The organism is Myxococcus sp. MxC21-1 (genome assembly GCF_032612255.1).
Taxonomy (GTDB): Bacteria; Myxococcota; Myxococcia; order Myxococcales; family Myxococcaceae; genus Myxococcus; species Myxococcus virescens.
Genome location: NZ_CP123278.1, coordinates 6,654,037 through 6,668,492, shown reverse-complemented (window position 1 = coordinate 6,668,492; position 14,456 = coordinate 6,654,037). Strand labels below are relative to the sequence as shown.

Sequence of the window (14,456 nt, the reverse complement as noted above, 5' to 3'; positions counted from 1 at the left end):
GATGGCGCGGCGAGGTTGTAGCCCAACCGCGCGGGGCACCTTCGCGCGGCGCGGTGTCGGACTCCGGTATTACGCGCGTGAATCCGACGAATTCCAGGAGGCCCTGGTGCTCGGCCTGGAGCGCGTCGTGGCACCTTGTTTGATTTGCGTGAAACGGAAATAATCTCGCGTCACTCCAACGGGACGGTTTCAACGTTGTTGCGGATCCGCGAGTCGCAGATGAGTTCGTTGCGCAGCGCCGCGATGGACAGCCGCGTCGCGCAGCTCGTCACGGCGCTCCTCGCGGAGCCTTCGGCGGCGGAGCCTGGATGGACCCGAGAGCGGCTCGAGCCGGTGGTGCGCAAGGTGGTGGACCGGGGCATCTTCGCGCTCGACGACGTGCGCGTGTACGTGCGGCTCGCCGAGTCGCTGGGGGATGACTTCGAGTCACAGCGTCGCCACGCGTGGATGCGCTCGTGGCTGGATGACGCCTCCGTTTCGGACCCTGTCGCGCGTCTGCACCGCGTGGTGCGCGAGCGCCGCCGCCGCGAGGACGTGGCAGCGCAGAACCAGCGGAAGGAAGCGGCCTTCCGCCTCCGCCACGCCCCGCCCGGCGAGGGCCGCTGACTTTTCCTCTCCCTGGATGCCTCATGCCCCCTTCCTCGACTTCACGGCAGGACCCGGCGGTTGCTCCATGCCCATTGCAGGCGGGCAAGGGGCAGGTGGAGGTGGTCGTCGTCGATGACCGCGAGACGCCGCTATCCGGCGTGGCGGTGGAGCTGGCGCAGGGGACGGCGGACGCGGCGCTGCGCACGCGCACCGACGAGCACGGCGTCGCGCTGTTCGAGGGGCTCGAGGAGGGGCGCTACCGCTTCCGGTTGCTCGACGTGGAGCCCGCGCTGTGGCGGGTGCTCGGCCGGCTTCCCCTGCCTCCGCGCGCCGCGGGCGCAGCGCCTCGCTGGGGCTCCGTCTCGCGGCCGAAGCCGCTGTCCTGGACGTGCGAAGGGACGGAGTCGCTCGCGGTGCTGGCGGCGAAGCTGGGTGTGCGTCCCTCGCGGCTCATCGATGCGAGCACGGGGCAGCCGCTCACCCCGGAGGTGGCTCCTGCTCCGGGAACGCGTGTGGAGGTGCTGCCGTTCGCCCATGAGTGGACGACGGTGGAGACCGGCTTCCGGCATGTGGTTCACCGCATCGGGCTTCCCCTGTCCCTGGTGGTGGTGCTGCGCGATGGCACGCACCACCCCCGAGCGCACCAGCCCTACCTGTTGAAGGTGTGGCTGGACGACGAGGAGGAATTGCCCGCGCGCGAGGGAATGACGGACGCGGAGGGCCGCATGGCGCAGGTCCTGCCCGCTCGCGCGGCGCGGGGTGAGGTGACGGTTTCGCCCGGCCGCGACGACGAGCGCAAGGTGACGCTGCGCTTCGCGGCGCTGCGCTCGACGAGCGCTCCGGAGGGCTTGCAGGAGCGGCTGGAGAACCTGGGGTTCTCCTGTGGCGGCGAGCGTGGCCAGTTCGGCCCGAAGACGCGCCTGGCCGTGGAGTGGTTCCAGTACGCGCTCGGGCTGCCGCCGAGCGGAGAGGCCGACGAGGCGACCTGCGCCGCGCTGGGCCTGTTGCACCGCTCGTAGCACTGGAGGTCTTTCATCATGCAGTGCCCCAACTGCGCGCCCGGCACGATGCGGGACCTGTCCGTGACGCCGCCTCGCTGCCTGGAATGCGGAGCGGTGCTGGTCTCCGAGCCTCCCAGCACTCCCCCCTCCTTTGGCTCGATGGAGACCGAGATCGAGCGGCTGGAGAGTGGCGACTATGACGACGTCCTGGATGACTTCCTGGACGACGAGGAGCCATACCGACTCTCCAGCAGCGAGATGCGTGATGAGACGCTCCGCGCCTCGCTGGTCACCGACGACATCACGCCCCCGGAGTCGCCACCGTCCAACACGATGAGCGACGACGTCGCCGAGGAGCGCTGTGTTCCGCTGGGCGCGGAGACCACCGTCTCCGACAAGCCCGTCGTTCCGCCGAGCTTCCCGCTGCGGACGCTCCTGTGGAACATCGCGGACCTGGGCGGAGGCCCGAGTGGAACGCTCCCGGTGCGCAAGCCGTGGACCATTGCCGCCCTGGCCCATGTCATCCGCACGGCGAACGCCGACATCGTCACCATCCTGGAGCTGAAGAAGAAGGGTGGCATTCGTCTGGTGGAGCCCAAGCCTCCAGTCCCGATGAAGCAACACACGGGCCGCGGAGGCAGCGGAACGAAGCTTCTGGTGTTGAAGCAACTGGCGTCGGCCTTCGTCGAGCCCACTGGCTACCAGGTCAAGACCGCCTCCGGCACACTGGTCGGTCAGATTGCGGCTCAGGAGGCGGCGCTCCTCAACGACCTGGCGAAGCACTTCGCGGAGCACGTGCGGCGGACCATCTGGCCAGGTGACGCGCAGGACACGGACGCCGAGGCGTGGGAGCCCTCTCAAATCGAATGGAGCGAGACCACGCGGGCGCTGGGCGCCGGCAAGCTGGGCATCATCGAGGGCCGGCTCGACGCGGCCTGGGCGGAATGCGAGCCAGACCTCGTGAAGCGCTTCGGCAAGCCTCCGGCGAAAAAGGCGAAGGGCGAGGACGACGAAGAAGACGAGGAGCCACCCGAGACGCTCGTCGCGACGTCGATCGACGTGCACGGGAAGAAGAAGGCGAAGCTGGATGCCTACTGCCTGCTCTGCGTGCGGCTGCTCGTGGAGGAGGGCTACTACGACTGGCTCCAGCCCCACGCGAACCGCTACACGTCTACGGAGAAGGACTCGAAGAAGGGCGGCGCGGAGGCGAAGGAGAAGGCGAAGCGGGACGAGCTGGCGAAGCTTGGCATCACGCTTCTCCGCGAGCACTGCGGCATCCTGTTCCACCGCTACCTGGCGGTCATCGCGGGCCTGGACGCCGAGGATGTCCCGGTCAGGCAGGAGCAGGTCCTCGAGAACATCCTGCACCGCTCCAACGACGCGCATCTGCAGCGCGTCTACGAAAAGAAGCTCGCCGAGTACCAGGAGCGCAAGAGCGAGGTGGAGGACGCGCCGGAGTCGCACGCGGGGCTGCGCGAGTTCCTTCGCATTCGTGATGCGCTGAACGACCAGTGCAAGGCGCGCGGTGAGGAGGTCTACGCGTCGTGGCCCGCGGAGGTGCCCGACAAGCCCGTCAAGGGGCTCTACACCCAAGATGAGGCGTACGGCGTCTTGTGGCGGAAGTCCAAGTTGGACGTGGACGAATCGGCCATCTCGTACCTCAGTGCCTACGTGGCGAAGCGCTCGCCGGGTGGCGAATCCCCGTCGATGGATGTCGACACCACGATGGGGGACGAGGCGGAGGAAGCGCAGGCGCAGCCCGTCAAGAGTCTCTACAGCAAGCGGGAGCCCATCCGGATTCCGGTGCGGCTGGCGCAGGTGAAGAACGCGCCCGAGGTGAGCGTGGTGGCGTGGCATCCCCCCGCGCCGGGAGACCGCAACAAGAACGCACGCGGCACGGACTTCCGCGCCTTCCTCCAGTACTGCAAGGACGAGCGCCGGGAGAAGGTGCTCGGCGTGGTGCTCTCGGACCTGAACATCGACACCGCGCGGCCCAAGGCCGAGCTCGCGAAGGATGGCACGCCGTACATCGACACCTGCGTGGAGCGCCTGTCGTTCCACCAGTTCTTCCAGACGCTGCTGGGGCCCGGGGCGGATGCGAGCCACCTGTACGACATGGCGCCCCAGCTCTCGACCATCGCCAAGAGCAAGTTCGGTAGCTGGGCCGTGGACAGCGAGAAGGCGTTCGGGGACGGCTCGCTCAAGACGCTCCGAAGCTTCGTCAACAGCCGGGTGCAGCCGGAGATGTTCGCCCCCTTCAAGACGTCGACGGGCGTCGAGCTGCGGCCCATGTTCTCGTCCGCGGAGGACGTGCTGGCTCACATCGAGTCGTTCATCACGCCTCCGCAGCAGCGCTACGGGGCGAGCGGCTACGACAAGATTCTCGTGTACTCGCGGCGGACGGATGGCTGGATGCTGGAGCAGGCGTCGGTCTACGTCATCCCGTTTCCCATGGCGCTCGCGGACGAGAAGGAGAAGGGACTCTTCTTCATCCACGGCAACTTGCTGCCCAAGCACCTCCAGCCGTTCTGGCGGCTCATCCAACGGGAGGACGCGGCGCTGCCCGAGGATGAGCGGATCTTCGACCACCTGCGTGCCCCGGGCGTGAAGCTCACGGGCTCGGAGGACGCGCGCTGGGAAGAGGTCATGGCCGCCGCGAAGAAGCTGAGCGACCACATGCCGCTCGTCTCCGACCTGCGGCTCATCTACAGCGGCGAGGAGGCGCTGGTCGTGGAGGAGGTGGAGGTCGCCACCGAGACGACGTCCTCCGAGCTGGAGCATTTGGAAGCACTGTGTGCCGCCTATCAGCAGTCCCAGGCCATGGATGACGAAGCCACGGAGGCGCTCGGCGCGATTCTGGACGCCGCGGAGAAGGTCCCCGCTTCGGACCATGCCCGTTCCAACGCGCTGGTGGCGGAGGCCATGCAGTGGCGGGAGACGTTCGCCGCGCTGCGGAGCGCGGACTTCGACCCGGAGGCGTACTGGGTCCATCGGCCCGCGCTGAAGTCGGAGATGGGGAAGGACAAGGGGGGCGGCCAGGGCATCTCGCTGGACACCCACCTGGGCTCCATCCACCAGGGGCGGGTTCACAACGCGGGCGGTGGGGACTGTCTGTTCCGCGCGCTGTCCCAGTTGTTCTTCGGTACGGAAGCGCACCACCGCGAGGTGCGCCAGGTCGTGGTCAATCACCTGGAGGACCTGCTCGCCGGGCAGTCGCTGGACGACGGGGGCATGGTGGGGCCCTCGACGGCGGCGACGTTCCGACAGGACATGGGGCTGCTGCTCGACTGGCACCGTGTGGCCTGGCCGCAGGAGCCCGCGTATCGCCGGGTGGCGGGCATGGACCCCTGGCGCCAGTATCTGCGGGCCATGAGCCGGGACAGGGCATGGGGCGACCACGTGGTGCTGGCGGCGGCGTCCCACCTGTTCCAGGTGCGCTTCGAGATTTTCGCCCAGACGGGGGCGACTTCGTACTGGACGGACCTGGTGGACTTCGTGCCGCGCACCGAGGGCCACGCGGCGCGGCCCCTGCTCCGGCTGGCGAACCTGGGCAACGCACACTACGAGGCGGTGGGGCCCACGGATGCGCCGCTTCCCGCGGCCGCGGCATTCCCCGCCGAACTGGGAGCGCTCAGCGAGCGCCGCCGCCGCGACGAGGGGACGGCACCTCAGCCTGGTTCGAAGAAGGTCGAGTCTCCGCGGTCAGCGGCGACGTCGACGCAGAGCGCCACCGCGACGTCGGCTCCGCCCACTGTGGGCCCGGTCTGCAAGTGGCCTCACACGTGCTACTTCCAGTTCGACACCCCCACCCACCACCCGCACGCACTCTTCCTCTTCGGGGAGAACGCCGTCGCGAAGAAGGCCAGATACCCCCAGCCGGACACGCAGGCCGTCATCCGGATGAACTCGAATGCGCTCGGGATTCGCACGTGCTGGGTGCCGGGCAAGGGGATGGAGGACCAGGACCTCACGAAGAACCAGCAGGCCATCGATGAGGACTGTGCCGAGGCCGTCCAACTCCTGAAGAGCGGCAAGTACACCACGCTGGTGGTGCCGTGGAACCATTCGCGGGGCCATGTGGACATCGGGACGGGCGTCGCCAGGTTGCCGGGCAATGCGCCCCAGACGTGGGCGTACCTGACGAAGAAGATCGACGAACTCATCGGCTGGGCAAACACGCACCTGGGCACGGTGCTGGTCGTCCCGCAGGTGAACGTGCTCGTGCCTGCCGTGGTGCGGCAGCAGGCGTCGGACCTCCACGTGCAAGAGGTCTCGGACGTGATGAGGCAGGCTGCCTCCATGGGAGATGATTCCAGCACGAGCGTCCTGGGGCAGCCGAACGTCGTGTCGTTGAGGACGCTGCTCTTCTCCGGCGCGACGTCCCCTGAGACGGGGCTGCTGTCGGACAAGGACTACGAGAAGAACAAGGCGATGTTCGACGAGGACCTGGACGTGCTCACCCAGAAGGTGGAGAGCGGCCAGTACCGCCGGCTCGTGCTCGAACGAGACGATGAGGGGCACATCGTTCTTGGCACGGAATTGGGGAAGCTCGACAAACACGCGCCTCGGACGCTGGATTATCTGCGCGAGCGCCTGGAGGCGTTGTGCAGGCGCTGTACAGAGGTCCACGTCAAGAGCGCGACGTCGAAGCGGCAGGTCGTCGAGGACGAGAACTCGATGCAGGGCGTCGAGGAGTCGCAGTCCCTGGACTTCCTGTCCGCCGGCGATGGCCGTACTTCCTCCGAGGGAATCAAGCGCAAGAAGCCCAGCGTCGTCGTCGAGGACTGGGAGGACGACGACGCCACCCAGGCGATGGACCCAGCGGCCTGGCAGACCGCGGCGTTCTCGAACTCGGGCTTCAGTGGAGGAGCCCCGTCGTCGCAGTCCTTCGCGGGCTCGGGACAGGTTGCGCCGTCGAACCATAAGAAGCGCAAGTTCATGGGGCCGCCTGCGAGCGCCGAAGAGAACGAAGAGGTGCAGCTCATGAATGGCGATGACGTGCCGCCACCGCCTCCCGTCTGGGAGGAGGGGGATGAGGCGGACCCCAAGAAGCAGAAGACGGGGCCGACTGAGTAGGGCCTCGGCATGGGGCAGTCATTTGGAGGCGGCGCGTCAGGCCGTGACGCAGAGCGTGCTGGAGGGTCTCCGGCCTTTCATGAGTCACAAGTCTGACGCCACTCTCTATCTAAACACATCCAGTGACGGCGACCTCCGCTGCGTGGGTCGCCAAAGCCACGCATGCCATCAGCACTCGCCGACGGTTCCTGATGCACAAGCGGTGTGACTCCGGCGCGTGACACATCCACTGGGCCGCGTTGGAGGCCAAGTGCATGGACGCTTGCTGCGGCGGCGCGTATGAGAATTGCGCAGCCAACCTGGAGATACCCAACATGAACAGACAACGAAGTGTCTTGGCTGCACTCGGCGTGCTGGCCGTTGCCCTCGGGGTGACGGGTTGCTCGCCCGAGTGCGAGACCTCATCGGACTGTGCGTCGACGGGGGCGACCCCGTACGTGTGCGTCGATGAGAAATGCGTGCCCGACGATGCTCCCTGCGCGGCAGGATGTGGCAGCGGTACCGTGTGCGACGAGTCGGCGGACAACGGACGTGGCGTGTGCGTCCAGTGCTTGAGCGACGCGCAGTGCGGCGGTGATACGCCTGTCTGTGACATCACCAGCAAGAGCTGCAAGACGTGTCTCGAGGGCGCCGATGGCAGCGCCCAGGGCTGTCTGACGGGACAGGTCTGCAACGCCGGCGGCAACGGCGGTCTCGGCGTGTGCGAGGGCTGCGGCAGCAACGCAGAGTGTGCCGAGGGCACGCCGCAGTGCAAGCCCGGGACCCCGGGCGTGTGTGTGGAGTGCCTGGAGAGCAGCCACTGCGCCAACGGCGCCCAGCCGGTGTGCAGCGACAACAACGTGTGCGGCTGCACCGAGAGCGCGCAGTGCGGTGGTGAGACGCCACTGTGCGACACCGCTCGGGACAACGGGCAGGGCGAGTGCGTGGAGTGCATCGACAACAGCCAGTGCACCGCGCGGCAGAGCTGCAACGCCGCTGGAAGGTGCGAAACGTTGACGGGGCTCGACGAGGCGAACGCGCAGATTGCCGCCTTCCACACGGCCCCCACGGGCGACCTGCCCGAGCCGCTGTCCCTCCACGGCGCCTTCGTCACCGCCATCACTCCGGAGAGCGTTGAGCCTCGCGGCTTCTTCGTGCAGGCCACGGCGGAAGGCCCCGCGTTGTTCGTCAGCCACTCCGACGAGGCGCAGGTGGCCGTGGGGGACCGGGTCTCCTTCAAGGTGGTCACGAAGCTCCTCCAGTCCGGCAACACCGCCGCGGATTACAAGCTGGACACCGCGAGCGTCATCTCCGACTTCCAGAAGCTGAGCTCGGGCCACCCCGTGCGGAAGCTCGCGGCGGACGGCGGCCTGGTGACGCACGTCACCGACGACGCGGTGGCGAACCTCGACAAATATGAGAGCCGGCTCGTCCGGGTGACCGGCAGGGTGACCACCACGGCGGGCGCCGGCAAGCAGGCGGGGACCGGCTATAAGGTCGCGCAGTTCGCGATGGACGGGACCCCGCTCACGGGCGGGTTGGGGCCGCGGCTGCGCATGCCCACCGGGCTGGCCGACCTCATCGGTGTCGGGCTGAACTGCCGGGTCTCCGTCGAGGCGGGCGTGATGTGGCGCTACGACGACGCGACCAACACCCCCAATCCCCAGACGCCGTACTACCCCATGCCCCTGGTGACGGCCTTCTCGGTGTCGGACTTCTCGGTGGATTGCTCGGAAACGGCGGTCACCCTGAAGGTGCAGACCGTGGTCCCGCTGTCGCCCACGCAGTTGCGCGTGACGTTCGAGCCCGGCATCGACCCGGGGACCCTCGCGGACGTGGCGACCCAGTTCACCTTCGGCGACAGCGGGCTGACCGCCACGGACTACACCCTCGACGAGAAGACCCTGGTGCTCACCACCACCGCCCAGGAGCCCGGCACGCAGTACACGCTGTCGGTGGACCCGTCGGTGAAGAGCTACACCGGCGTCAGCGTGAGTGGGACGGCCACCTTCAAGGGCTACCGGGTGCCGGCGCTGCTCATCATCAACGAGGTGAACCCGAACATCACGACGGACGTCTCCGCGACGAACAACCGCGACCTCATCGAGCTCAAGGCCGTGACGGCAGGGGCCATTGAGGGCATCACGCTCACCGAGGAGGCCACCAGCGTGTCCCGACTGGCGACCCTGCCGGACGTGACGGTGGCCGCGGGCGACCTCATCGTCATCCACTTCCGTCCGAACTCGGCCGAGCTCGCTGCGGGCAATGACACCCTGTCCAAGGACGAGAAGACGTACGAGACGTTCTACCCGGGGGCGTGGGACGTCGTGACGGGGACCAGCAGCCATCCGACCTTCAATGACCGCCTGCTGCGCCTCGCGAATCCGCAGGGCGACACGCAGGACGTGGTGGCCTTCTCCCACAAGAGCATGACCACCGCCCGTCCGGCCAACTACCCCGTCGTCCTCCGGGCCGCCCAGGAGGAGGGCCACTGGCGTCCGGTGGACTGCCGCGGTGAGACGGCCACCCCGGTGCCCTGCGCCTACGACAGCGCTCCGCTGACGGCGCTCGACGTCTCGGTGGACTGGGGCGTGGTGGCGGAGAACACCCAGAGCGTGTTCCGCCATCAGGGGGCCAACACCCGCTCGATGGCGGACTGGGCCGTCTCGGCGACGTCCAGCTTCGGCGAGGAGAACCCGGCCCGGCCGTAATCAGGCTGGCGACGCACCCGTGAAGTAGCGAGGGCCGCGCTCCCGTCCAGGGGGCGCGGCCCTCTTCATCGGTGCCCCCGTGCGGAGGAGCGAACTCCTCCACCACGACAGGGGGACGGATGGCCGCTACGCGCGTCGCCGGGTGCGAACGGCTCCCGCGAGCAGCCCAATCAGGGAGAGCAGCAGCCCTGGCGATGAGCCGCCCGTGCTGGAGCAGCCACCCGAGGAGCCGCTAGATGCCGGCTGCACCGTCACCCCGAGCACCGCCGTGCTGGCGCCGCCGCGGGCGTCCGTCGCGGTGAGCTCGAAGTGCAGCGTCACGGCCTGCTTCGTCTCTGGCGCGCGGAACGTCACCTTCTCACCCGTGGAGGAGGAGAGGGTGACGGACGGTCCCGCCACCTGCTTCCACCCGAAGGTGAGAGCGTCGCCATCCGGGTCGCTGGACGCGGACGCGTCGAGCGTCACCTGGGCCCCCGGCCGAGCGTCACCCACCAGCCGCGGAAGGGCCTGGGGCGCCTTGTTGGCGTGCCGCACCGTCACCGTCGCCGTCATCGGGGCGCTGGACAGCCCGTTCGCGCTGGCGATGGCCTCGAAGCGCAGCACCGTCTCCGCGCGCACCTCGGGGGCCGTGAACGACGGGGTGGCCGTGTCGGCGCCCTGCAGCTCTACCGTGGGGCCCTCCACCTGACGCCACGTCCAGGTGAGGGCATCCCCGTCCGGGTCCACCGCCATCGCGCTGAGGTTCGCGGTGGCCAGCGGGTCCACCACCTGCTCCGAGCCCGCATCCGCCACGGGCGCCCGGTCGACGTTGCGCACCGTCACCGCCACGGTGGCCGTATTGCTCTGGGCCTTGCCGTCGTTCACCACCAGCGTGAAGGTGAGCTGCGTATCGGTGGCCACCTCGGGCACCTTGAAGCTCGGCGTGGCGCCGGAGCTCCCCTTGAGCGCGACGGTGGGGCCGGACGTCTGCGTCCACTTGTAGGTGAGGGCCGCCCCGTCCGGGTCGCTCGAGCCGCGGGCGTCCAGCGTCACGGGCTCCGAGGAGAACTCCGCCACCTCCGCCGGCGCGGTCACCACCGCCGTGGGGGCGCGGTTGACGTTGAGCACCCAGGCCCGGACCAGGTGTGCCGCGCTGGTCTCCAGGCCATCGCGCACCACGAGCTGGAACGTCAGGATGGAGTCGTCGGGCACATCCGCCGTGAACGACGGGGTGGCCGTGTCCGCGTCCACCAGGGTGACCGCCGGCCCGCTCACCTGCGTCCAGTGGTAGGTGAGGGGCTGGCCCTCCGGGTCATAGCTGGCGGTGCCGTCCAGCGTGTGGCGCACGAGCTCCAGTGCCCCCGTCTCGGCGTTCCTCGCGCGTTCGTACACCGGGGCGCTGGGGCTGCCGAGGTCACGCCCGGCGTTGGCCACCGGCCGCTGGTTGCAGGTGGTGCCGTCGCCCTGCTCGTCCACCCGGCCGCCAAAGGGCATGCGCTCCACGTTGGTGAAGCGCACGTCGTCCAGGTCGAAGCCGTACGCGCCCACCGCGGTGTCAGTGCCGATGCGGAAGCGGAACTGGACGTTCTTTCCGGCGAGCATGTCCGCCAGCCGCAGCTCGGCGGTGGACCACTCCGGGAAGCGCACCGTCCTGCCGTTCTCCTGCGTGACGTTCTGGCCCACCCACGCGTTGCGGTACATCAGGGGGTTGGGCCCCTGCTCGATGTAGCCCGCGGAGCCGTCCGTCGGGTCGATGGAGTAGATGGAGGCCACGCCCATCGCGGCGATGTCGAACCACTGCAGGCCGTCGTGCGTGAACTCGAGGACGGCGCCGTCGTAGTACGGGAAGATGGAGCCGCCGGTGTAGATGTCGGACTCGAACGAGTGGCGGTAGCGGAAGCTGAACGTGAAGGCGCCGGTCTCATTCACCTTCAGCCACGGGGAGGTGAGGAACAGGTCCGCCTGCACCGCCGGGTTGGGCGCGTGCATGTAGCGCCCGCCCTCCGGACCCTGGACCTTCCAGTCCGCCTCGCCGTAGGGGTTGAGCCATGTGGACGAGGTCCACGAGGACAGGGCGCCCTCGAAGTCGTCCTCCGCCGTCGCGCCGGGCACTTCGTCGTAGTTCACCCGTGGGTCAAACGTCGTGCTGCTCGCGCTGGTGGGGAGCGAGGGCTCGTCGAAGGTGATGCGCAGGCCGGCGTGTGCGTTCGGCTGCGCGGCGGCCAGCCTCACCGGGAGGGTGGCGGTGGCCGTGCCGGCGCGGCCCATGGCGCTGAAGGTCAGGGTGTTGCCCGAGGGGAACTCCAGCGTGGCCGTGCTGCTGGTGGTGGTGACGGTGCCGGAGAAGGCGCCGAGCGAACCACTGCCCACGTTGCGCACGCTCACGCGCAGCAGGCCCGTCTCTCCTACGTCGAGCACGCCGTCCCGGTCGCAGTCCACCAGGGAGTCATCGAGCCGCAGGGAGGTGACCTCGATGACGTTGCCCGCGGCGAAGCTCTCCACCACGCCCACGTGGTCCATGGAGTCACGGTCCGGGGCCTTCGCGCCCATGCCGGCGCCGCGCTTGGCGAAGGCCTGGAGGAAGCGCTGGTAGTCGGCCGGGTCGCTCGCGGCGGTGACCGCGAGCAGCGCGTCGCGCGCCTCGAGGAAGGTGGGGGAGACGGGCGTGGCCTTGTACCCGGCGACCAGGTAGCGCTTCATGCGGTCCTGGGCCTCCTGGAAGGGGTGGGCCTGGAGGAGCGACACGTAGCACTCCCAGAGCATGGAGGCCCACACCTCGCCGCTGCTGTGCACGGCGGAGTTGCCGAGGCCCGCCTGTCCGTAGGCGAGCGGGTGGCTCGTCGGCAGGGGATTGCCGTTCTCGATGTGCCGGAAGGTCAGCGCGTTGCGGCTCGACGCCAGCGTCGGTGCGGTGGCGTAGGGCGCGCGGCGCACGCCGTAGTAGTAGCCGTCGCCGCCGCCACCGCCCGAAACGTAGCCGCCGACGGCGTAGGCGCCGCGCGCGTAGTCGTCCCCTTCACGCACCATCATCAGCAGCGCGTGCACGTCCGCCCAGCCTTCGCCCATGGAGCGGCCCTGGTTGTTGGTGAGGCCGCTGGCGTTACCGATGAGGCGGTTGCTGATGTAGTGGCCCCACTCGTGGGCGATGATGGTGTTGTCGAGCGTGCCGTCACGGTCCAGGTCCTTGGAGCGGTGCATGCGCACCTGGAGGGTGCTCGTGTTGGCGGCCACCTCCGCCTTCCAGAGGTCCGCCGTCTCCCGGGAGATGGAGGCCACGGGCACGGTGACGCGCGCGTCGTCTCCGCTCATGGAGAGGGGGCCCTCACCGGCATTGGTGTTGGCCACGAGGACCGCGATGGCGCCGGCGTCCTGCGCGTTCAGCGCCTTGGTGACGAAGTCGCAGGCGCCGCGGTCGAGCAGCGCCACGTGGCCGGCGAACGTGCCCGACTCGAAGGGCGTGCAGCCGAGTGTCCGTCCCGTGGGCGCGAGCACCCGCACCGGACCGTCCAGTGTGTACTCCTGGGCCCCGAAGCGGCTATCCCCGTTCACGTAGCCACGGGCCAGCGATGCGGGGGCCGTCACCTGGAGGATGGGCATGCCGTCGAAGACGTACATCTGCATGCGGGGCGAGATGCCGTCCGCCGGCGTGGCCATGTTGGCGTTGTTGCGGCCGTTGTAGTCCTGCCCCTCGACGCGCAGCGGGTCACCCTCGATGCCGCCACGGCCGAAGTTCTGCATCTGCGCGTTGCCGGAGGCCTCGTCGAAGCCCGCGTCGTAGTACCAGTCGTGCAGGAAGTTGTTGATGAAGAAGAGGTTCACCACCGAGGCCTTCATCTGCTCGATGCTGGAGCCCGGGGCGCGGTGGGGGTCGTAGACGTAGTTGAAGGCGCGCTCACCGGTGATGTCCGCGCGCAGGTCCGCGCCTGGCTGGTAGCCGTCCGGCGCCACCAGGTCCACGTAGGCGTCCACGTTGTTGCCCACGGTCTGCGTGGCGTTGGCGGGCAGCCACGGGTCGTTCCGCGAGAAGGGGCTGTTCCGCAGCTCCACGACGTTGGGCGGCACGTCCAGCGGGGCGTCGTAGCCGTCCAGCTCCTGCCGGGGAAGGGCGAGCCGGCGGACCCCTGGGGGCCGTCGAACGGGCGGTACGGCGCGGCCGTCTCCGCCCAGACGGTGTACCGGTACGTGTTCTCCGCGGCGTGGGCACGCAGGTCATTGCGGAAGAGGACGGCGCCGTCCACGGCCGAGATGACGTAGGAGGTGTAGTCCGAGTCCTTGCTGCTCTTGGGGCCCGCGTTGACCTCCACGTACCAGGCGGGCCGCAGGCCGTCGGGCAGGGTGAAGAAGACCTTCTTCGCGCGCGCGGGAACGACGAGCTGGCCGGGCATCACGGTGCGCACGCCGGGCTCGAAGTCGAACAGCGTGTAGCCGCCGCGGGAGTCCACGGCGATGAATGCGTGCGCCCCCAGCGGGGTGCCGCTCTGGTCCGAGTACGCCGCCGCCACGGCGTCCGCCGCGGAGCGCTGGAAGGCGTTCGCGCCGGTGCGTTGCCGGGCCGCGAGGGTGAGCTCGCTCGGCGCCGGTAGCCCGTGACGGCCACGGGCGCGAGCGCCTGCGTCATCACCACCTTCACCTCGCTGCGGAACACCTCCACGCCTTCCACCGCCTGGCGGAAGGTCACGATGACGGCGCCCTTGCCCGTCTGGTGTACGGCCTGCAACGGCGCGGCGGAGACGTCTTCTCGCTTCAGCCGGTAGAGGTCCGCGACCTGGCCCAGGTAGGCGCGCGCCGCGTCTTCGGGACGGGTGCCTGCGCGGGCCGCGGTCTCCAGGCCCGGGCCGGACTGCATGGACCAGAGGACGGAGGGGACGCCGAGCCGTGTCTCCGTGTGCTCGACGCGCAGGCCGCGGGCATGGGCCTGCGCATCGGCCACGGCGAGAGGTGTGCTGCCGGGCCGCGCGAGGAAGGCGTCGAAGTTCGACCGTGGAGCGGCCGAAGCGCTGGTGCCAAGACATGACGCCAGCAGGACATGGGTGAGCCACTGCTTCCTGAGATGCATCGTTCTTCCAGAGAGGAGGGTAGAGACAACGGGGGCGCGACCCAGACAGGCCGCGCCCCCGACGTT

The 14,456-nt window shown here is 69.1% G+C and carries 6 protein-coding genes; 4 read left to right on the top strand and 2 right to left on the bottom strand.

Annotated features, from left to right (window positions below; all coding sequences use genetic code 11):
• The first annotated feature begins 219 nt into the window (after nt 1–219).
• The 4 genes from QEG98_RS29495 (at nt 220) to QEG98_RS29480 (ending at nt 9,355) form a co-directional block, all read left to right on the top strand.
• Nucleotides 220–606, top strand: a complete 387-nt coding sequence (locus tag QEG98_RS29495) for a hypothetical protein (protein WP_316563684.1) — start codon at nt 220–222, stop codon at nt 604–606.
• 23 nt (nt 607–629) lie between these two features.
• Nucleotides 630–1,607: a peptidoglycan-binding protein gene (locus tag QEG98_RS29490; protein ID WP_316563683.1), complete on the top strand. Its 978-nt coding sequence runs from the start codon at nt 630–632 to the stop codon at nt 1,605–1,607.
• A gap of 141 nt (nt 1,608–1,748) precedes the next feature.
• A complete protein-coding gene (locus tag QEG98_RS29485; protein ID WP_316563682.1) occupies nt 1,749–6,665 on the top strand; it encodes a hypothetical protein in 4,917 nt (1,638 codons plus the stop codon).
• Between the two features lie 551 nt (nt 6,666–7,216).
• A complete protein-coding gene (locus tag QEG98_RS29480; protein ID WP_316563681.1) occupies nt 7,217–9,355 on the top strand; it encodes a hypothetical protein in 2,139 nt (712 codons plus the stop codon).
• Nucleotides 9,356–9,481: 126 nt separating this feature from the next.
• Here the strand turns inward: QEG98_RS29480 and QEG98_RS29475 are convergent, their stop codons facing one another.
• Both QEG98_RS29475 and QEG98_RS29470 read right to left on the bottom strand, forming a co-directional pair.
• Nucleotides 9,482–13,423, bottom strand: coding sequence for a myxosortase-dependent M36 family metallopeptidase (locus QEG98_RS29475; protein WP_316567986.1), 3,942 nt, complete (start codon nt 13,421–13,423; stop codon nt 9,482–9,484).
• Nucleotides 13,424–13,718: 295 nt separating this feature from the next.
• Nucleotides 13,719–14,390, bottom strand: coding sequence for a hypothetical protein (locus QEG98_RS29470; RefSeq protein ID WP_316563680.1), 672 nt, complete (start codon nt 14,388–14,390; stop codon nt 13,719–13,721).
• Nucleotides 14,391–14,456: the final 66 nt, after the last annotated feature.

Bases quoted from the DNA above. Each gene is read 5' to 3' on its own strand.
- QEG98_RS29495 (WP_316563684.1), top strand. From the start codon at position 220: ATGAGTTCGTTGCGCAGCGCCGCGATGGACAGCCGCGTCGCGCAGCTC.
- QEG98_RS29470 (WP_316563680.1), bottom strand. From the start codon at position 14,390: ATGCATCTCAGGAAGCAGTGGCTCACCCATGTCCTGCTGGCGTCATGT.
- QEG98_RS29485 (WP_316563682.1), top strand. From the start codon at position 1,749: ATGGAGACCGAGATCGAGCGGCTGGAGAGTGGCGACTATGACGACGTC.
- QEG98_RS29490 (WP_316563683.1), top strand. From the start codon at position 630: ATGCCCCCTTCCTCGACTTCACGGCAGGACCCGGCGGTTGCTCCATGC.